The organism is Pseudonocardia acidicola (assembly GCF_012911935.1).
GTDB lineage: Bacteria > Actinomycetota > Actinomycetes > Mycobacteriales > Pseudonocardiaceae > Pseudonocardia > Pseudonocardia acidicola.
In genome coordinates this window covers 64,555-82,612 of the sequence record NZ_JAAXLA010000009.1, presented here as the reverse complement: position 1 = coordinate 82,612, position 18,058 = coordinate 64,555, and the positions used below count along the sequence as shown (strand labels likewise).

17 protein-coding genes are annotated in these 18,058 nt (G+C 74.5%); 12 read left to right on the top strand and 5 right to left on the bottom strand.

From position 1 onward, the window contains the following. Nucleotides 1-39: 39 nt before the first annotated feature. The gene (locus HF526_RS07350) at nucleotides 40-1,095 is read left to right on the top strand and encodes a potassium channel family protein (RefSeq protein WP_169380512.1); all 1,056 of its coding nucleotides are present in this window, start codon (nucleotides 40-42) and stop codon (nucleotides 1,093-1,095) included. Nucleotides 1,096-1,109: 14 nt separating this feature from the next. On the opposite strand, the gene HF526_RS07345 is transcribed toward HF526_RS07350, so the two are convergent. Beyond that, entirely contained in the window at nucleotides 1,110-2,528 is a 1,419-nt protein-coding gene (locus HF526_RS07345) for an ATP-binding protein (protein ID WP_338051345.1), read from the bottom strand. Further along, entirely contained in the window at nucleotides 2,525-3,247 is a 723-nt protein-coding gene (locus tag HF526_RS07340; RefSeq protein WP_169380511.1) for a winged helix-turn-helix domain-containing protein, read from the bottom strand. Before HF526_RS07340 ends, HF526_RS07345 begins: the two co-directional genes overlap by 4 nt. 118 nt (nucleotides 3,248-3,365) lie before the next feature. Between HF526_RS07340 and HF526_RS07335 the strand changes: the two genes are divergently transcribed. The 8 genes from HF526_RS07335 (at nucleotide 3,366) to nudC (ending at nucleotide 11,864) form a co-directional block, all read left to right on the top strand. Next, a complete protein-coding gene (locus HF526_RS07335) occupies nucleotides 3,366-4,094 on the top strand; it encodes a hypothetical protein (protein WP_169380510.1) in 729 nt (242 codons plus the stop codon). A 69-nt stretch (nucleotides 4,095-4,163) separates the two neighbouring features. After that, the gene (locus tag HF526_RS07330; RefSeq protein WP_169380509.1) at nucleotides 4,164-5,024 is read left to right on the top strand and encodes an exodeoxyribonuclease III; all 861 of its coding nucleotides are present in this window, start codon (nucleotides 4,164-4,166) and stop codon (nucleotides 5,022-5,024) included. Nucleotides 5,025-5,143: 119 nt separating this feature from the next. Continuing rightward, nucleotides 5,144-5,887 (top strand): DUF4142 domain-containing protein, encoded by a 744-nt coding sequence (locus tag HF526_RS07325; RefSeq protein ID WP_169380508.1) that lies wholly within the window; start codon nucleotides 5,144-5,146, stop codon nucleotides 5,885-5,887. A gap of 2 nt (nucleotides 5,888-5,889) precedes the next feature. After that, nucleotides 5,890-6,579: a class F sortase gene (locus HF526_RS07320; protein WP_169380507.1), complete on the top strand. Its 690-nt coding sequence runs from the start codon at nucleotides 5,890-5,892 to the stop codon at nucleotides 6,577-6,579. 67 nt (nucleotides 6,580-6,646) lie between these two features. Beyond that, a complete protein-coding gene (locus HF526_RS07315; protein WP_338051344.1) occupies nucleotides 6,647-7,921 on the top strand; it encodes an aldehyde dehydrogenase family protein in 1,275 nt (424 codons plus the stop codon). A gap of 246 nt (nucleotides 7,922-8,167) precedes the next feature. Further along, nucleotides 8,168-9,475 carry an insulinase family protein gene (locus HF526_RS07310; protein ID WP_169380505.1) on the top strand — a complete coding sequence of 436 codons (1,308 nt, stop codon included), beginning with the start codon at nucleotides 8,168-8,170 and terminating at the stop codon, nucleotides 9,473-9,475. Further along, nucleotides 9,472-10,851 (top strand): M16 family metallopeptidase, encoded by a 1,380-nt coding sequence (locus HF526_RS07305; RefSeq protein ID WP_169380504.1) that lies wholly within the window; start codon nucleotides 9,472-9,474, stop codon nucleotides 10,849-10,851. The genes HF526_RS07310 and HF526_RS07305 overlap by 4 nt, the downstream gene beginning before the upstream one ends. Continuing rightward, nucleotides 10,848-11,864 (top strand): NAD(+) diphosphatase, encoded by a 1,017-nt coding sequence (nudC, locus tag HF526_RS07300; RefSeq protein ID WP_169380503.1) that lies wholly within the window; start codon nucleotides 10,848-10,850, stop codon nucleotides 11,862-11,864. Before HF526_RS07305 ends, nudC begins: the two co-directional genes overlap by 4 nt. Nucleotides 11,865-11,917: 53 nt before the next feature. Here nudC and HF526_RS07295 read toward each other — a convergent pair whose 3' ends face one another. Next, complete coding sequence (locus HF526_RS07295) at nucleotides 11,918-12,163, bottom strand: mycoredoxin (RefSeq protein WP_169380502.1); 246 nt, start codon at nucleotides 12,161-12,163, stop codon at nucleotides 11,918-11,920. A gap of 130 nt (nucleotides 12,164-12,293) precedes the next feature. Here HF526_RS07295 and HF526_RS07290 point away from each other — a divergent pair, with 130 nt between their 5' ends. From HF526_RS07290 to HF526_RS07280, 3 genes are all read left to right on the top strand, one after another. Then, nucleotides 12,294-14,357, top strand: a complete 2,064-nt coding sequence (locus HF526_RS07290; RefSeq protein WP_169380501.1) for a UvrD-helicase domain-containing protein — start codon at nucleotides 12,294-12,296, stop codon at nucleotides 14,355-14,357. 443 nt (nucleotides 14,358-14,800) lie between these two features. After that, entirely contained in the window at nucleotides 14,801-15,175 is a 375-nt protein-coding gene (locus HF526_RS07285) for a WhiB family transcriptional regulator (RefSeq protein ID WP_420821593.1), read from the top strand. Nucleotides 15,176-15,227: 52 nt separating this feature from the next. After that, nucleotides 15,228-15,470 (top strand): hypothetical protein, encoded by a 243-nt coding sequence (locus HF526_RS07280; RefSeq protein ID WP_169380500.1) that lies wholly within the window; start codon nucleotides 15,228-15,230, stop codon nucleotides 15,468-15,470. Between the two features lie 84 nt (nucleotides 15,471-15,554). Here the strand turns inward: HF526_RS07280 and HF526_RS07275 are convergent, their stop codons facing one another. Continuing rightward, nucleotides 15,555-16,892, bottom strand: a complete 1,338-nt coding sequence (locus HF526_RS07275) for an AarF/UbiB family protein (RefSeq protein WP_169380499.1) — start codon at nucleotides 16,890-16,892, stop codon at nucleotides 15,555-15,557. Then, nucleotides 16,889-17,950 carry a ThiF family adenylyltransferase gene (locus HF526_RS07270; protein ID WP_169380498.1) on the bottom strand — a complete coding sequence of 354 codons (1,062 nt, stop codon included), beginning with the start codon at nucleotides 17,948-17,950 and terminating at the stop codon, nucleotides 16,889-16,891. The genes HF526_RS07275 and HF526_RS07270 overlap by 4 nt, the downstream gene beginning before the upstream one ends. Nucleotides 17,951-18,058 lie beyond the last annotated feature (108 nt).

The following is an 18,058-nucleotide window of genomic DNA, read 5'->3' as shown; positions in this document are numbered from 1 at the left end:
TCCGGGCGGGTGATCGGCGGTGGCGCTAGTCTCCGCGCGATGAGCGATCGGCTGCGCCGTCCGCCCGCCGATCCGCCCATGATCGGCGCCCTTCGCATGCCCGATCCCACCGTCGGGCCGGTCGTGTCGCTGCTGCGCCGGCTCTCGATCGCCCTCGGTGCCCTGGTCGCCACGGCGTTGATCGTCTATTTCGGCCAGGCCGGCTACGTCGACAACAACAACACCGGCCCGCTCTCGCTCATCGACGCCTTCTACTACGCGACCGTCTCGCTCTCGACCACCGGCTACGGTGACATCGTCCCGGTGACGTCCACCGCGCGGCTGCTGACCACGGTCGTGATCACCCCGCTGCGCCTGCTCTTCCTCATCGTCCTGGTCGGAACCACGGTCGAACTGCTCACCGAACGTTCCCGCCAGGCGTTCCGGATCCAACGCTGGAGGTCACGCGTGCGCGACCACACCGTCGTCGTCGGCTACGGCACCAAGGGCCGGGCCGCGGTGGAGACGCTGCTGGGCGACGGTGCCGAACCGTCCGAGATCGTCGTGGTGGACACCGACCGGACCCAGCTCGACTCCGCGTCGGCGCTCGGGCTCGTCACCGTCACCGGCAACGCGACCCGGTCGAGCGTGCTGCGCATCGCCGGGGTCCAGCAGGCGTCGGCGATCGTCGTCGCGACGAACCGCGACGACACCGCCGTTCTCGTCACCCTGACGGCACGCGAGCTCGCACCGAAGATCACCATCGTGGCGGCGGTGCGGGAGTCGGAGAACGTCCACCTGCTGCGCCAGTCAGGGGCGAACTCGGTGATCGTCTCGGCGGAGACGGCGGGCCGGCTGCTCGGCATGGCGACGACGACGCCGAGCGTGGTCGAGGTCGTCGAGGACCTGCTCACCCCCGACGCCGGGTTCGCGATCAGCGAGCGCCCGGTGGAGGAGTCCGAGATCGGCGGCTCGCCGCGGCACCTCACCGACATCGTGCTCGGCGTGGTCCGCGGCGACGACCTGCACCGGGTCGACGCGGCGGCCGTCGACGCCCTGGAACGCGGCGACCGCCTGCTCTACGTCCGCAAAGCCACCCCACCCGACCAACCCTGACCCGCGAGTCGGCACTATCGGGAGCGCGAGTCGGCAGTTTCGGGAGCGCGAGTCGGCACCGTCGGGCCATCGGGCCACCCCGGCAGCAACACCAGCTCGAAGACCGCGCCCGCCCCGTCCGGGGGCTCGACGCAGCTCAGCTCCCCGCCGTGCGCCCGGGCGATCCCGCGGGCGATCGCCAGCCCCAGCCCGGCGCCCCCGTCGTCGGCCGAACGTGCCTCGTCGAGCCGGACCAGCCGGTCGAAGATCCGGTCCCGGTCGGGCGCCGGAACCCCCGGCCCGGTGTCGGCCACCCGCACCACCCCGGGCCCCGCGACGGTGACGGTGATCCGCCCGCCGGCGGGGGTGTGCCGCCGCGCGTTGTCCAGCAGGTTGGTCAGCACCTGAGCCAGCCGCTGCGGGTCGCCCGGCACCGTCACCGAATCACCCTCAGCGATGATCGTGCGGTCCGGAGCCAGCAGCCGGACCCGCTCCGCCTCCGCCTGCGCCAGCGCCAACAGGTCCACCGGTTCGAGGCGCAGTTCGATCCCGGCGTCGAGCCGGGCCAGCGCGAGCAGGTCGTCCACCAGCCGCCCGGCCCGGCCGGTCTCGCGCAGCAACAACAGGTGCAGCCGGTCGCGCTCGTCGGCGTCCAGCTCCGGTGCGACCGCCGCCTCGGCCGCTGCCTGCACCCCGGCCAGCGGGGTGCGCAGCTCGTGCGCGGCGTCGGCGACGAACTGCCGGGTCCGCGCCTCCGACGCCCGCGCCGCCGCCTCCGCGGTCCGGGCCGCCCGCTCGGTCCCCTCCAGCTCGTCGAGCATGTCGTCGAAGGCGGCGGCGGTCCGGCCGAGCTCGGTGTCGGTGCGGGTCGGGGCGAGCCGGCGGCCGCGGTCCCCGCGGGTGATCGAACGGGCCAGCGCGGTCATCGCGTCGAGCGGCGCCAGCGCCATCCGGGTGGTGGCCAGCAGGACGAGCCCGGCGACGGCGAGCGCCCCCGCCCCCAGCAGGAACAGGATCCGGCGTAGCCGGGCCTGGGAGGCCGTCACCTGGTTGCTGTCGCCGATGAGCGTGAGCTGCGATCCGTCCGGCAGCGGCTGACGCACCACCTCACCGTTCGCCGCCCGCGCCCGGCCCGCGGCCGGGCCTCGTCCACCCCCGGGCCGGGCGTTGTACACCGTGCCGTCGGGCTCGGTGACCACTGCGCGCACGTCGTTGGTCTCCAGCTGCCGGGCCAGGTCGGCCCCCTCGACGCCCTGCTCGACGAGCTGCCCGGCCAGCGTCGCCCGCTCGGTCAGCCGCGTCCGCAGGTCCGCCCGCGACTGCGCCGCGAACACCACGTCGGCCAGCACCCCGACCAGCAGCAGCGCGACGGCCAGCACGACCAGGCTCAGCGCGGTGACCCGGCCGCGGAGCGAAACGGTCCGCAGGGCACCGGTGCGGCGATCAGGTCTCACGACGGCTCCGGGCGGGGCGCCGGTTCCGGCTCGGCGTTGTCCGGTCGCCTCGCGGGCTCGGGCTCGGCGCGCAGGACGTATCCCAGCCCCCGCACCGTGTGCAGCAGCCGGGGCTCGCCGAGCTTGCGGCGCAGCGCGGAGATGTGCACCTCGACGAGGTTCGGGTCGTAGTCGGTGTACCCCCACACCCGGGTGAGGATCTGCCCCTTGCTCACGACGCGGCCGCGCTGCGCGGCGAGGTAGTCGAGCAGCCGCAGTTCGGTCGCGGTCAGGTCGATCGGGGTCCCGCCGCGCAGCACCGACCCGGCGGCGGCGTCGACCAGCAGGTCGCCGACGGCGACGGTCGACGGCGTGCGGCCCATCCGGCGCAGCACCGCGGTCACCCGGGCGACGAGCTCTGCCAGCACGAACGGCTTGACCACGTAGTCGTCGGCGCCGCCGTGCAGCCCGCGCAGCCGGTCGTCGACCCCGTCGCGGGCGGTCAGCATGACCACGCCCGCGTCGCTGTGCCTGCGCACCACGTCGAGCAGCGCGAAGCCGTCCCGCCCGGGCAGCATCACGTCGAGGACGACCAGGTCGGGCCGGTAGCCGGCCAGCTCGGACTCGAGGTCGCGGCCGTCGGCGCACCCGCTCGCGTCGTAGCCGGCCCCGGTCAGTCCGGCCACCACGGCGGCCCGGATCGCCTCGGCGTCCTCGACCACCAGCACACGCGCGCCCACCGGGCCATTCTCCGCCTGCGCGGCTGAAGATCCGCTGAAGGAACGGGTGACTTCAGGTTCCGCTCAGCCGGGCGCCCGAGCCTCGATGGGGACAGCACGCACGAGAACGGAGAGGCCGATGAGTACGCCCACCCCACCCGGTGCCGCAGGCGAGCAGCCGACCGAGCAGGTCGCCGCGCAGCCGCCGGCAGTCCGGCCGCGACGGCGCCGGAGGTGGTTGATCGGCGGGGCCTCCGCGCTCGCGCTGCTCGTCGTGGCCGGCGTGGCCGCGGCGCTGCTGATCCCCGACGGCGGCCGTGGCGCCGGCCCGGGGGGCCGGGCCGGGAACAGCGCGTCCGTCGCCGACCTCGGCGGCGCCGACCTGCTCGCCGCCGTCGGCCCCGGGGGCGGCCGCGGTCACGGAGGCGAGGGCCGGGGGCTGGGCAGCGACACGCTGCTGGTCGGCACCGTCGCGACGGTCGGCAACGGCACCGTGGTCGTCAACCGCGACTCCGGTGGACAGATGACGGTGAAGACGGACAACAAGACCCGGGTGCCCGGCGGCAACGCCAACCTCGGGAACCTCACGGCGGGCGAGCGTGTCGTCGTCCGGGTCCGTGGCACCGGCGCCGCGGCCACCGCGGTGAGCGTGGCGACCCCGCGGGCGCACGTCTCGGGGACGGTCATCGCGATCACCGGTGACCGGGCGACCGTCATCGCCGCCGATGGGCTGACCGTGACGGTCGACATCTCCGGGCTGGCGACCAAGCCTGCTGCCGGTGACCTGGTGACCCTCACCGGCACCAGCGCCGACGGCGGCGCGACGCTCAAGGCACAGACGGTGCGCACGCTGCCCAAGGCGGCCTGACGGCCTCGTGCGCGGAAATAGTCGCTCCGGCGGCTATTTCCGCGCACGGGCGCGTTAGCGTCGGGTGCTGTGCGTGTCGCCACCTGGAACGTGAACTCCGCGAAGTCGCGCCTGCCCCGGCTGCTGCCGTGGCTGGACGAGCGCTCGCCCGATGTCGTGTGCCTGCAGGAGACCAAGCTCTCCGACGCCGATTTCGCCGCGACCTTCACCGAGCCGCTGGCCGAGCGCGGGTACGCCGTCGCCCACCACGGGCAGGGCCGCTGGAACGGGGTCGCGCTGCTCTCCCGGGTCGGGCTCGACGACATCGTCCGCGGCCTGCCCGACGAGCCCAGGTTCCCGACCCCCGACGCCGACCCGGAGGCCCGCGCGATCACCGCGACCTGCGGCGGGCTGCGCGTCACGTCGGTCTACGTGCCGAACGGGCGCACCCCGACCGACCCGCATTACGGCTACAAGCTGCGCTGGCTGGAAGCGCTGCGCGCGATGGTCGCGGCCGAGGGGGCGGGCTCGGCGATCGTCGCCGGTGACATGAACATCGCCCCGACCGACGCCGACGTGTTCGATCCCGCGGCGTTCACCGGGTCCACCCACGTCACCCCGGCGGAGCGGGACGCGCTGGCCGCGCTCACCGGCGAAGGCCTGCACGACGTGGTGCGCGACCGCTGGCCCGGCGAGCGTGTGTTCAGCTACTGGGACTATCGGGCCGGCATGTTCCACCAGGACCTCGGGATGCGCATCGATCTGGTCCTCGCCGGGCAGGACACCGCCGCCCGGGTGCGCGCCGCCTGGGTGGACCGGGCCGCGCGCAAGGGAAAGGCGCCGAGCGACCACGCGCCCGTCGTCATCGATCTGGACACCGCCCCGGACGGCGACATCGGCCCGGTCGTGCCGCCACCGAGCGCGCCGCGGCGGTCGCCGCGCCGGGGCTGATCCGCAGGCCGCTGCTCACCCACCCGATCGGGCGGACCTCCACAATCCGGACTGCGCGGCATGGGGAAATCGCGGGAGGGTCACCGACGCCGCCATGATCCATCCGGAGGAGAGAGACCATGACCCGCAGACACGGCCTGCACACCGCTGGAGCGGCGCTCACCGCGCTGGCCCTCGCCGGCCTGGCTGCCTGCTCGTCGCCCGAGCCGGCCAACCCTGCCCCGGCCCCGGCAGCGCCGTCCGCGGGCGCGCCCGGACAGCCCGGGGCCGGTCAAGCGAGCGAGGCCCAGCGGGCCGCGTTCGGCCAGGCCCACCAGGGCGCTCTCGCCCTCGTCGCGTTCGGCGGGCTGGGCGAGCAGCAGGGCGCCGGCGACCAGGTCCGCTCGCTGGGCCCCGAGGTGGCGACCCAGGGCCGCGCGCTCGACGAGCAGATCCGCGCGCTGGCGACGGCGCAGGGTGTGGCGCTCGGCGACCAGATGAGTGCCGAGCAGCAGTCGGTGCTCGCCGGCCTGCAGGCCCGCTCCGGGCAGCCCTTCGACCAGGCCTGGCTGCGCGCCGTGCTCGACCAGGCGCAGCAGGCCCGCGACGCCGCGAACGCGGTGCTCGCCGACCCGAACGCCTCGCCGGAGGCGAAGGCGGCGGCCCGCGACGCGCTGGCCAAGCTGGAGGCGGGCATCGCGCGGCTGCAGCAGGCCGCGGCGTCGGCCGGTGCGGCCACGCCCGGCTCGGTGAACGCCGGAACCGGTGGCCAGGCCGCCCTCGCGGCGGCCCAGGATTCGCCGGTCGTCCCGCTCGCGCTGGTCGGCCTGGGCGTGGTGCTTCTCGGCGGCGCCGGATGGTGGCTGCGCCGCCGCACGGCCTGAGCATGCTCTCCCGACGCCGGTGGCCGGCGGTGCTCGTCGCGTTGTGCGGCGCGGCCTGCCTGGTCACCGGCGTCGTGTTGTGGTCCGCCGGCCGGTCCGGCGCGGTCGAGGCCACCGACCTGGGCACGGCCGCCATGGGGCAGGCCGGTCCCGGGCCCGGTCCGGCCATGGCCGCGGCGGGTCCTGCCGTGCCAGACTCGACGGCGCCGCATCCGCCGGCTTCCGTGGCCGTACCGCCGGGATCGGTGCCCGTCGGGCTGAGCCTGCCGGAGCGTGGGATCACGGCACCGGTGGTGCCGATCGGCACGGACCCCGGCGGCGCCCTGCAGCCTCCTGACCCACCGCAGACCGTCGGCTGGTGGGCGCCCGGAGCGCTCGCGGGCGCGCCGACCGGCACCGTGGTGATCGCCGGGCACGTCGACTCCGCCGTCGCGGGGATCGGCGTGCTCGCGGTCCTCCCGTCCCTGACCGCCGGCGAGCCGATATCGCTGCGCGGCGCCGACGGCCGGACGTTCACCTACCGGGTGCAGGCGCGCCACCAGTTCGCCAAGGCGCGGCTGCCCGCCGAGGTGTTCGCCCAGACCGCGTCGCCGCGTCTCGTGCTCGTCACCTGCGGCGGCCGGTTCGACCCGGTTTTGCGCAGTTATGACGACAACATCGTGGTGTACGCGGTGCCCGCCGATCCGTCGTGATCACCCGCCGGACGACGCCGCGTATCGGCCTGCAGCGCAGGGGTACGGCGTCGGTACCGTAACCGGCGTGAGCACCAGCACCACCGCCCCCGAGTTCGCCCAGAGCCCCGAGTTCGACGCCGTCCGCACCGCCGCCCGGCGCGCCGCAGCCGCCGCCCCGGGCGTCCGCGCGGCCGGTGGCCCCGCCGTCGACGCCGCGCTGCGCACCGCTGCCGGGCTGCTGCGCGACCGGGCCCCGCAGCTGCTGGAGGCCAACGCCCGCGACGTCGAGGCCGCCGAGGCGAACGGCATGGCGCCGGGCCTGCTCGACCGGCTGCGGCTCACGCCCGAGCGGCTCGCCGAGATGGCCACCCAGCTCGAGGTGCTCGCGGACACGCCGGAGCCGCCGCTGCAGCGCGAGGTGCGCACGCTGCCGAGCGGGGAGCGGGTGTTCGAACGCCGAGTCCCGGTCGGCGTGATCGGCGCGGTGTTCGAGGCCCGCCCGAACGTCACCGTCGACGTCGCCTCCCAGGTGCTCAAGGCCCGTAGCGCCGCCGTGCTGCGGACCGGCTCGGCGGCGCTCGGCAGCGCGCAGGCCCTGGTCGAGCTCGTGATCGCGCCCGCGCTGGAGCAGCACGGCGTCCCCGCCGCCGCGGTGCAGCTCGTCCCGACCCCCGGGCACGCCGGCGCCGAGGCGCTCGTCGGGCTGCCCGACCTGGTCCCGCTGGTGGTCGTCCGCGGTAGCGGCGAGGTCACCCGCAAGCTCTCCGCGCTCGGCGCGGCCGCCGGTACCCGAGTGCTCGCGCACGCCGACGGCGGCGGGGTGCTCTACCTGGACTCCAGCGCCGACGAGGCGGTGGCTCAGCGGCTCATCCATGACAGCACCGACCGGCTCGGCGTCTGCAACCGACTCAACCTGCTGCTCATCGACCGGCCCGCCTACGACCGGCTCTGGCCGGTCGCCGAGAAGGCGCTGGCCGAGCGCGGCATCATCCCGAGCCTGCCGCCGCACAACCACCGGCTCGGCCACGAGTGGGCGCTCGACTCCGGCGCCGAGGCGCACGTGACGGTCGCCCCGGTCGACGGCCCGCTCGACGCGGCCGTCACCGCCGGCCGGGAGACCAGCGGCCTGGCCGCCACCGTCTGCACCGCCGACGAGGACGTCGCCACCGCGTTCATCGACGCCTACACCGGCACCGGCGTGTTCTGGAACGCCACCACCCGGCTGCTCGACGGCTACAAGCTGCTCGGCCTGCCCGAGACCGGCATCAACGTCGACCACACGCCCGGTCCGCGCGGCCCGGTGACCTACGTGGACCTGGCGCTGCGCCAGTTCGTCGTCCTGCCGCCGGCCGAGGGGTAAACCGGATTCCCGCCGCGTACTGGATCGTCGCCGCGGGCGCCCGGCTGATTACCTGGATGCTCTACCTGGGGGGCGCTGCCGGGTACGCCGGGCGGCTGCCGTCGGTCGCGGCGCTGTGGACCGGTGCCCCTGTCGTGGCCGCGCTGCTGCGCTGGACGGCGGCGGTTTTGATGTTGCCGAATCGGATCCCGCGAGCCTCGGCCGCGGCCCCGGCGCGAGGGGCCGTTACCGGGCTAATGTCGTGAGGTGCCAGCAATCCAATTGCATCGGGCCACGCTGTCGAACGGGCTGCGCGTGCTGATCGCGCCGGACCCCTCCACCCCCGTCGTCGGCGTCGCCGTCCATGTCGATGTCGGTTTCCGCTCCGAACCGCAGGGCCGGACCGGGTTCGCGCACCTGTTCGAGCATCTGATGTTCCAGGGCAGCGAGAGTCTGGAGAAGTTGGCCCACTTCCGGTACGTCCAGGGGTCCGGTGGGGTGTTCAACGGCTCCACGCACCAGGACTACACCGACTACTTCGAGGTGCTCCCGGCGGCGGCGCTGGAGCGGGCGCTGTTCCTGGAGGCCGACCGGCTGCGCGCCCCCCGGCTGACCGAGGAGAACCTGCGCAACCAGGTCGACGTGGTCAAGGAGGAGATCCGGCTCAACGTGCTGAACCGGCCCTACGGCGGGTTCCCGTGGATCCTGCTGCCGCCGGTCCTCTACGACACCTTCCCCAACGCGCACAACGGCTACGGCGACTTCTCCGAGCTGGAGCAGGCCGGCCTGGACGACGCCGCCGCGTTCTTCGACACCTACTACGCGCCGGGGAACGCCCAGGTCACCGTGCTCGGCGACGTCGATCCGGACGAGACGCTGGCGTTGATCGAGAAGCATTTCGGCGACATCCCGGCCCGCCCGACCCCGGCCCGCCCGTCGTTCGCCGAGCCGGCCCCCGGCTCGGAGCGCCGGCAGGCGGTGCCCGACGCGCACGCCCCGCTGCCCGCCCTCGCCCTCGGCTACCGGCTCCCGGACCCGTCCACCCGACTGGACGACTACCTCGGGCACGCCCTGCTCGCCTCGGTGCTCACCGACGGCGAGGCGGCCCGGTTGCAGCGCCGGCTCGTGCACACCGACGGGCTGGTCACCGACGTCTCCGCGAGCAGCGGGCTGATGGGCGTGCTCGACGCCCGGGACCCGGACACGTTCACGATCACCGCTGTGCACCCGGCGGCCGTCGACCCGGACAAGGTCCTGGTCGCGGTCGACGAGGAGCTCGACCGGCTGGCCGCGGAGGGCCCGGCCGCCGACGAGCTGGCGCGGCAGTCGGCCCGCTGGGCGGCGGCGCTGCACCACGAGGACGACCGGGTGATGTACCGGATGCTCGGCCTCGGCACCCGCGAACTGTTGTTCGGCCGGGCCGAGCTCGCGCTGGAGCTGCCGCAGCGGCTCGCCGCGGTCACCCCGGAGCAGGTGCAGGCGGCCGCGGCGTCGCTGCGGTCCGCGGGCCGCGCGGTGTTGCTGGTCGAACCGGCCGGGGACCAGTCCGGCGCGGAGCAGGGAGAGCAGGAATGACGCGCACTGTCCAGCACCGCAGCGCGGAGGAGATCGGCCGCACGGCCGCGGGCCCACGGCTGCTGCCACCGCTCGGTGAGACGCGCAGCGTCCCGCTGCCTGACGTCGTGTCCAGCACGCTGCCCTCCGGGCTGAGGGTGCTCGCCGTGCACCGCCCCGGGGTGCCGATGGCCGAGGTCCGGCTGCGGGTCCCGTTCGCCGCGCCGGGTGACAAGGCCGACCCTGTGCACACCGCGCGGGCCGAGCTGCTGTCCTCGACGCTGCTCACCGGGACCCGGCGCCGCGACCGGATCGCCATCGACGACGAGCTGGCGGCGGTCGGTGCCGACCTTGCCGTGGCCGTCGATCCGGAGCGGCTGCAGGTCGGCGGATCCGGGCTGGCCGACGGGCTGCCCGCGGTCCTCGAGGTGCTCGCCGACGTGGTGACCGGCGCGACCTACCCCGACGCGGAGGTCGCCCGGGAGCGCGAGCGGCTCGTCGAGCGGATCACGGTCGCCCGCTCCCAGCCGCGGACGATTGCCCGAGAAGCGTTGCAGCGCAAGCGGTTCGGCGATCACCCGCTGGCGTTGGAGATGCCCGCCGGACCGGACGTCGCCGCGGTGCAGGCCGAGGAGGTGCGCGCGCTGCACGCCCAGGCGCTGGTGCCCGGCGGCTCGTTACTGCTGATCGTCGGCGACATCGACCCGGATCAGGCCGTCGCCCAGGTCGAGCAGGCGCTGAGCGGCTGGACCGCCGACCATCCGGTGCGTGAACTCGCCCCGCCGCCCCCGCTGCAGCCCGGGGACGTGGAGCTGGTGCACCGGCCCGGCGCCGTCCAGTCGCAGCTGCGGCTCTCCGCGCAGGCTGTTCCCCGCGACGACGAGCGGTACGGGGCTCTGCAGCTGGCGAACCTCGTGCTCGGCGGCTTCTTCTCCTCGCGGCTGGTGGAGAACCTGCGCGAGGACAAGGGTTACACCTACCACGCGAACTCGGGCGTGCAGTTCGTCCCGGGCGGAGCGGTGCTGGGGGTGGAGACCGACACCGCCACCGACGTCACCGCCCCGGCGCTGCTGGAGACCCGCTACGAGCTGGGCAGGCTGACCGTCGTGCCGCCGACGGCCGACGAGGTCGACGCCGCGCGCCGGTACGCGATCGGCTCGCTGCTCATCTCGCTGGACAGCCAGGGCGGGCTCGCCTCGACGCTGTGCGCGCTGGACGCGGTGGGCCTGGACATCGAGTGGCTGCGCGAGCGGCCGGCTCGGCTGGAGGCGGTGACCTACGACCAGGTGGCCGAGGCCGCGCTGGAGTTCTTCGCCCCGAGCAGGTTCACCGGGGTCGTGGTCGGGGACGCCGAGGTCATCGGCACCCGGCTGCGTGCGCTGGGTGGGGTCTCGTGACCGGCACTCGCAACGACTCAGGGTTCGAGCTCGTCACCCCGCCGGTCCTGTCCCGTACGACCGTGCTCCGCGACGAGCCGCTGCGCACGGACGCCGCGCGGCTGCGCGCCGGCTGGCCGGCCGCGCAACTCGTGGTCGTCGACGAGCAGGGCCGGACGCCGGTGGACTTCGACACCCGGCCCGGGGCGGCCTTCCGGGAGGGTGACGCCGCGGGCTGGGACGCCGCGTCCGGTTCCGGGGTGCGGTTGCGGGCCCGGCCGGCGATCGACCTGGCCGACGCGCCCCCCGCGGGGGCCGTGCTGCTGGGGGAGGCCGACGGCGTCGCGTACTGGGCGGTGCGCGGGAAGCCGTCGCTGATCGACGGCGACGACCCGGCAGACTGGGCGGACCTGCGGGCCACCGGCGCCGCCCTGGACGCCCTCGGCGCCGGGTTGTTCACCACCGCGGTGGCCGTGCTGAACTGGCACGACGCGGCCCGGTTCTGCGCCCGGGACGGGTCGCCGACCCATGCGGTCAACGCGGGCTGGGTCCGGCGCTGCGAGGCCCACGACCACGAGGAGTACCCGCGGACCGATCCTGCGGTGATCTGTCTTGTGCACGACGGCGCGGACCAGGTGCTGTTGGCCCGCCAGCCGGTCTGGCCCGAGGGCCGCTACTCGGTGCTGGCCGGGTTCGTCGAGAGCGGCGAGTCGCTGGAGGCGTGCGTGCAGCGCGAGATCGGCGAGGAGGTCGGCATCGAGGTGCGCGACATCCACTACCTGGGCAGCCAGGCCTGGCCGTTCCCGCGCTCGCTGATGCTGGGTTTCGAGGCGATCGCCGACCCGTCGGTCCCGCTGCGCCCGGCCGACGGGGAGATCGCGGAGGCCTTCTGGGTGAGCCGTGCCGAGCTGCGCGCGGCGCTGGAGCGCGGCGACTGGGCCGGTCGCGGCGGACCGGGGGAGCGGCTGGTGCTGCTGCCCGGGAAGGTCTCCATCGCCCGCTCCATGCTGGAGGCCTGGGCGGAAGCGGGCTGAGGCCTGCTCGTGCGCGGCAAGTGGTGCCCGGCACCATTTGCCGCGCACGAGGGTCAGGCGGCGGCTTCGAGCTTCGCCTTCACCTCGGCGAACGACGGGTTCGTCGCCGTGGTCTCGTCAGGGAACAGAACGGTCGGCACGGTCTGGTTTCCGCCGTTGACGCCCTCGACGAATCGAGCGGCATCCGGGTCCCGCTCGATGTTGATCTCCCGGTAGGGGATGCCGGCCTCGTCGAGCTGGAGCTTGAGGCGCCGGCAGTAGCCGCACCAGGTGGTCGAGTACATCGTCAGCTGAGCCATGTAGCTCTCAACAAGTGACGGTCCGACGACTCTTCCGCGTCCCGGTGTGGCGCGGATCACTGCAGGCGGTGCTGTGGGCAGTGGCCGGGATCCAGGTCGCGTCGTCGGATGCGCCTGTCAGGATGGGGTGGTGACTGCCGAGCCGCTCCTGAATGCCCTGGACGACGAGCAGCGGGTCGCAGTGACGGCACCCCGGGGTCCGGTCTGCGTTCTGGCCGGTGCGGGGACCGGTAAGACCCGGACGATCACCCGGCGGATCGCGCACCTCGTCCGCGCCGGGCACGTCGCGCCCGGCCAGGTCCTGGCGGTCACGTTCACCGCCCGCGCGGCGGGCGAACTGCGTACCCGGCTGCGGGTACTCGGCGCGAACGGGGTGCAGGCCCGCACCTTCCACGCCGCCGCCCTGCGTCAGCTCCGCTACTTCTGGCCCCGCGTGGTCGGCGACCGGCAGTGGCAGCTGGTCGAGGGCAAGCTGCGCATCGTCGGGCAGGCGGCCGCGCGGGCCAAGGCGGGCACCGACCACGACTCGCTGCGCGACCTGGCCGGCGAGATCGAATGGGCCAAGGCCAGCCTGATCAGCCCGGAGGAGTACCCGGCCGCGGTCGCCCGGCTGCGCCGCGACGTGCCAGGGCCGGCCGAGCAGGTGGCCGCCGTCTACGCCGGCTACGAGGCGCTGAAGAACCGCGCCGAGGTGCTCGACTTCGACGACCTGCTGCTGCACACCGCGGCCGCGCTGGAGGAGCACCCGGCCGTCGCGCAGGAGTTCCACGACCGCTACCGCTGTTTCGTCGTCGACGAGTACCAGGACGTCACGCCGCTGCAGCAGCGCGTGCTCGACGCGTGGCTGGGGGATCGCGACGACCTCACCGTCGTCGGTGACGCCAACCAGACCATCTACACCTTCGCCGGGGCCAGCCCGCGTTACCTGCTCGACTTCCCGCGCCGCTTCCCCGAGGCCGTCGTCGTCCGTCTGCAGCGCGACTACCGCTCCACCCCGCAGGTCGTCGCCGCGGCGAACACGCTGATCTCCGGGGCCCGCGGCCGGGTCGCCGGCACCCGGTTGCAGCTCGTCGGCCAGCTGCCGCCCGGCCCGGACCCCGACTTCACCGAGCACGACGACGAGCCGGCCGAGGCCGCCGCGGTCGCCGTCAAGATCAAGCGGATGATCGCGGACGGCACCCCGGCCAGTGAGATCGCGGTGCTGTTCCGGATCAACGCCCAGTCCGAGGTCTACGAACAGGCGCTCACCGACTTCGGGGTGCCCTACCAGGTCCGCGGCGGCGAGCGCTTCTTCGCCCGGCCCGAGGTGCGGCGCGCGGTCGGGGTGCTGCGGACCGCAGGGCCCGGGCCGGCCGACGAGGGCCTCGTCGACGTCGTGCGTGCCCGGCTCGCGCCGGTCGGGCTCACCGAGGAGCCGCCGCCGGGGGCGAACGCCCGCGCCCAGTGGGAGTCGCTGCTGGCGATCGTCGGGCTCGCCGAGGAGCTGGTCGCGGTCGAGCCGGCGGCCGACCTGCGACGCTTCGTCGCCGAGCTCGAAACCCGCGCCGACGCCTCGCACCCGCCGACCGTGCAGGGCGTCACGCTCGCCTCGCTGCACGCGGCCAAGGGCCTGGAGTGGGATGTGGTGTTCCTCGTCGGCCTGGTCGACGGCACGCTGCCGATCCAGCACGCCGAGGGCGACGAGGAGGCGATCGAGGAGGAGCGCCGGCTGCTCTACGTCGGACTCACCCGGGCCCGGCGGGTCCTCTCACTGTCCTGGGCGCTGTCGCGGACGCCGGGCCGTGGCCGGCACCGCCGGCGCAGCCGGTTCCTCTACGGGCTGATCCCGGACCATCACCCGGCCTCGCGGATCCCGGCCGGGCGGACCGGCGGGACGAAGCCGAAGTGCCGGATCTGTGGTTCCCCGCTGATCGGCGCCGAGGCGATGAAGCTCCGCCGCTGCGCCGACTGTCCGTCCGATGTGGACATCGAGTTGCTCGACCGGCTCAAGGACTGGCGCAGTACGGAGGCCAAGCAGCAGCAGGTCCCGGCCTACGTCGTGTTCACCGACGCGACGCTCACCGCGATCGCCGAACAGCGCCCCACCGACCCGGCGTCGCTCGTCGGCATTCCCGGAATCGGGGCCCGCAAGCTCGACCGGTACGGCCCCGCGGTGCTCGCCCTGGTGGCCGACGGGTCCGAGAGCGCGAACTGATTTCAGAATCAAGCGAATAAATAGGTTGTGCGCCTCCGCGCGATCCTTCTAATCTCGATCGCGCGCGCCAGGACCAGCCTGTTCGCGCGCATGATCGATGAGAGCCCGAGAGGGGGTGCCGTCATGGTGACCACGACGCCGATCGGAATGACCGGAATCCCCGCGGCCCGCGGCACCCGTGTCCTTCCGGGTGAACGTCTGCGCGCCGGCTCCCCGGTGGCGTACGCGCCCGTGCAGCGCGGCTGGCAGCAGTTGCCGTTCGGGCCGCGCACCGTCAGCCCGATCCACCCCGACAACAACACAGGTGTGTCCGTTCCCGGGCGTCGACATCGACGGTAGGTCGTAGACGCTCGTCGGCCGAAGATTCGGGGCCGCGGAACCCACACCAGGGATCCGCGGCCCTTTCGTTTTTCCGACCACGTCTCTCACCAGGAGGTTGTGCGGTGCTAGTCCGATCAGTTCCGTTGGACGGCGGAGCGATCACACCCGAGTTCATGGGCGGCCACACCGCCTCTGCTGTCGGGGGTCTACTCGACGTGGGTCCTGGAGCCGGGTTCGACCTGCCCTGCCGGTCGGGCGACGCGGACCTGTGGTTCGCCGAGTCCCCGGCCGAGCTGGACCGGGCCAAGGCGCTCTGCGGGCCGTGCCCGATCCGGGCCGAATGCCTCGCCGGCGCGCTGACCCGCGAGGAACCCTGGGGTGTCTGGGGTGGCGAGATCTTCGAGCGGGGCGTGGTGATCCCACGCAAGCGGCCCCGGGGTCGTCCACGCAAGGTCGACCTGGAGCGCGACCGCGCGTACGCCGCGGCGAGCGCCTGATCTCCGCACCCACCTACCGGGCCGACAGGCCCACGACCGAGGAGCAGAACCGATGACCGACTTCAGCCCGCACCAGCTCGTCCTCGCCGACGCGCACCGGGTGGACCGTGACCGAGAGGGGATTGCGATGTTGCTCCACGAAGCCCTGGCCCGAGCGCGACAGCAAGAAGCCGAACAGGCGGCGGCCGAACACCGGCTGGCCCGGCGGCTGCGCGCGGGTCGCCGGTGGACGCGGCTGGCCCGGTTCGCCGAGCGGCGTGCTGAGCGCGCCCGCCGCCACCTCGGCGTCGTCTGACCGGCGCCGCAGCGCACGCGGCAGCCTCATTGCTGTCCGGAGGACCGTTCCGGCAGCGATGCGGCTGCCGCCTGCGGGAGGGGCTCAGCCCCCGGCGACCGGGGTGCCGTCGTCGTCGAACAGGTCAGGCTGCCAGTGCCCGACGATGCCGCGCAGCGGCAGGTCGGCGCCGAGCTGGCAGAGCACGCCGAGGGTGCCCAGGGTGACCCGGTGCACCAGCAGGTACTGCGGCGGCAGGTTCAGCGAACGCCCGGTGTCGAACTCCGGGCGGCGCAGGTCGCCGACCCGTTCGGCCTGCTGCTGCAGCCAGCGCCGGCTGAAGGTGAAGCGCTCCGTGCGCAGCGGCTCGGTGAACGGGGCGAGGTAGGCCATGGCCTCCTCCGCGGTGATCGTCGTGCCCGGCCGGACGAAGCCCTCGGCGCGCAGCAGCGCCATCAGCTCGGCGGGTCGGTTCTGCAGCGCGTACCGGGTCATGATCGTCAGCGGCCGGGGGAGGCCGTCGGGGAGCCGGGCCACCGCCCCGTAGTCGATGACGAGTAGACGGCCGTCGTCGAGAACCTGGAAGTTGCCCGGGTGCGGGTCGGCGTGCAGCAGTCCCGCCCGGGCCGGGGCCGAGTAGTGGAACTCGGCGAGCAGCGCACCGGCGGCGTTGCGCTCCTCCTGGGTGCCGGACTTGATGATCGCCGAGAGCGGCCGCCCCGTGACCCACTCGCTGACCATCGCCCGCGGGGCCGACGCGACCACCCGCGGCACCTTGACCTTGTCGTCGTTCTCGAACGTCGCGGCGAAGGCCCGCTGGTTGTTGGCCTCGTCGCGGTAATCGAGTTCTTCGGCCATCCGCTCGCGCAGCTCGTTGATCAGCGGCTTGATCTCCATGCCCGGGGCCAGCGGCTGCAGCAGCCGGCTCATCCGGGACAGCTGGCGCAGGTCGGACAACAGCGCCTCCTCGGCGCCCGGGTACTGCACCTTGACGGCGACCTCGCGGCCGTCGCGCCACACCGCACGGTGCACCTGGCCGATGCTGGCCGCGGCGGCCGGGATGTCGTCGAAGTCCTGAAACCGGGTCCGCCAGCCGCGGCCGAACTGCTCGGCGAGCATCCGGTGCACGTCGGAGGCAGGCATCGGCGGGGCCGCGGACTGCAGCTTGACCAGCGCGTCGCGGTAGGGCTCGCCGAACTCCTCGGGCACCGCGGCCTCGAAGACGCTCAGCGCCTGGCCGAACTTCATCGCGCCGCCCTTGAGCTCGCCGAGCACGGCGAACAACTGCTCGGCGCTCTTGGCCATCAGCTGGGCGGAGATCTGCTCGCTGTCACCACCGACCAGCCTGCGCCCCCAGCCGGCAGCGGCCCGCCCGGCCACGCCCAACGGGAGGCTGGCCAGCTTCGCGGTGCGGGCCGCTGTCCGCCGCGGGATCTCGGTCACGGTTTGATTGTGTCCTGATGCCCCGGCCGCGCGCATGCCGCGTCCGGCCGGCGGCGGTGTGATGGTTGCCGCGGTAGCGGTTCGGCGGCGCCGCACCCGCAGCCGGGGTGCGGCGCCCATGGCCGGCGGACCAGGGCCCCGGCGTCGGCGTCGAGTTCCAGGGTGGCGTCGACGGTGGCCGGGGCGACCGCACCGGCCGACGGGCCGTCGAGCGCGGCGAGGGCCTGGGCGGTGCCCAGCCCGGCCGTCGCGAGCACACAATGCGGCGCGGCCCGGCCGGGTAGCCCGACGAGCTGTGCGGCCACGGCGGGCCATCCCGGATCCCGCTCGGCCCGGCGAAGCTCCAGGCAGCGCAGACAGGCCGACCGGCCGGGCAGGACCAGCGGGCCGACGACACCGCCACCGTCGCGCACCCGGACCTGCAGGTGGTCGATGTCGTCCTCGACCAGCCGGCGTGCCACCGCGGCCTCGGTGCCGAGCGCGTCGGCCAGCACGACCAGGTCCGGGACGGCGCGCGCCCGCGGCGCGGCCACCCGCACCGACGGGTTCAGCCGGCGCACCGCGTCGGCCGCGGCCTCGGAGCGCGGGCGACCCCGGTCGGCGTCGAGGTAGCCGGTGCCCCGGTCGGCCGCGAGCACCACACCGGCGGCCTCGACGTGCACCGCGCCGACGCCGGCGAGCCCGAGCCCGGCCGCGATGCCGACCGCGAGCGGTCCGTCCCCGCTGATCAGCACGGTCGCCGCGGCGCGGCGCCGGGCGATCCGCCCGGCCGCGGCCGCGTCGACCACCGCGCCTGCGGCGAGGAGGTCGCGGAGCAGGTCGGTGGCCTGCCCGGCGTTCGCCCCGCGCCGGACCGCCCGGGTCAGCAGCGCGTCGCGGTCCACCGGGCAGACCAGCTCGTCGAGCATCGCGGCGAGCGGGCCCGGCAGGTCGTCGACGGTGATCGCCGTTGCCGGGTCGAGCCCGAGCAGCCGGGAGGCGGAGCCGCGGCGCAGCAGCGAGCGGTGTGCCGCGAGGACGACGGTTGCGGGCAACGGTGCCGGGGGAGCTGATCGCATCCTCTGATGCTGCGCGGGTGGTGGGCGCGCCGCATCCGCGTGTCCACACCTGCCCCGGTGGGTTGTGGACAACCCTCGGGTGGACGGCCTGCGGGGCCGACCGCCGGC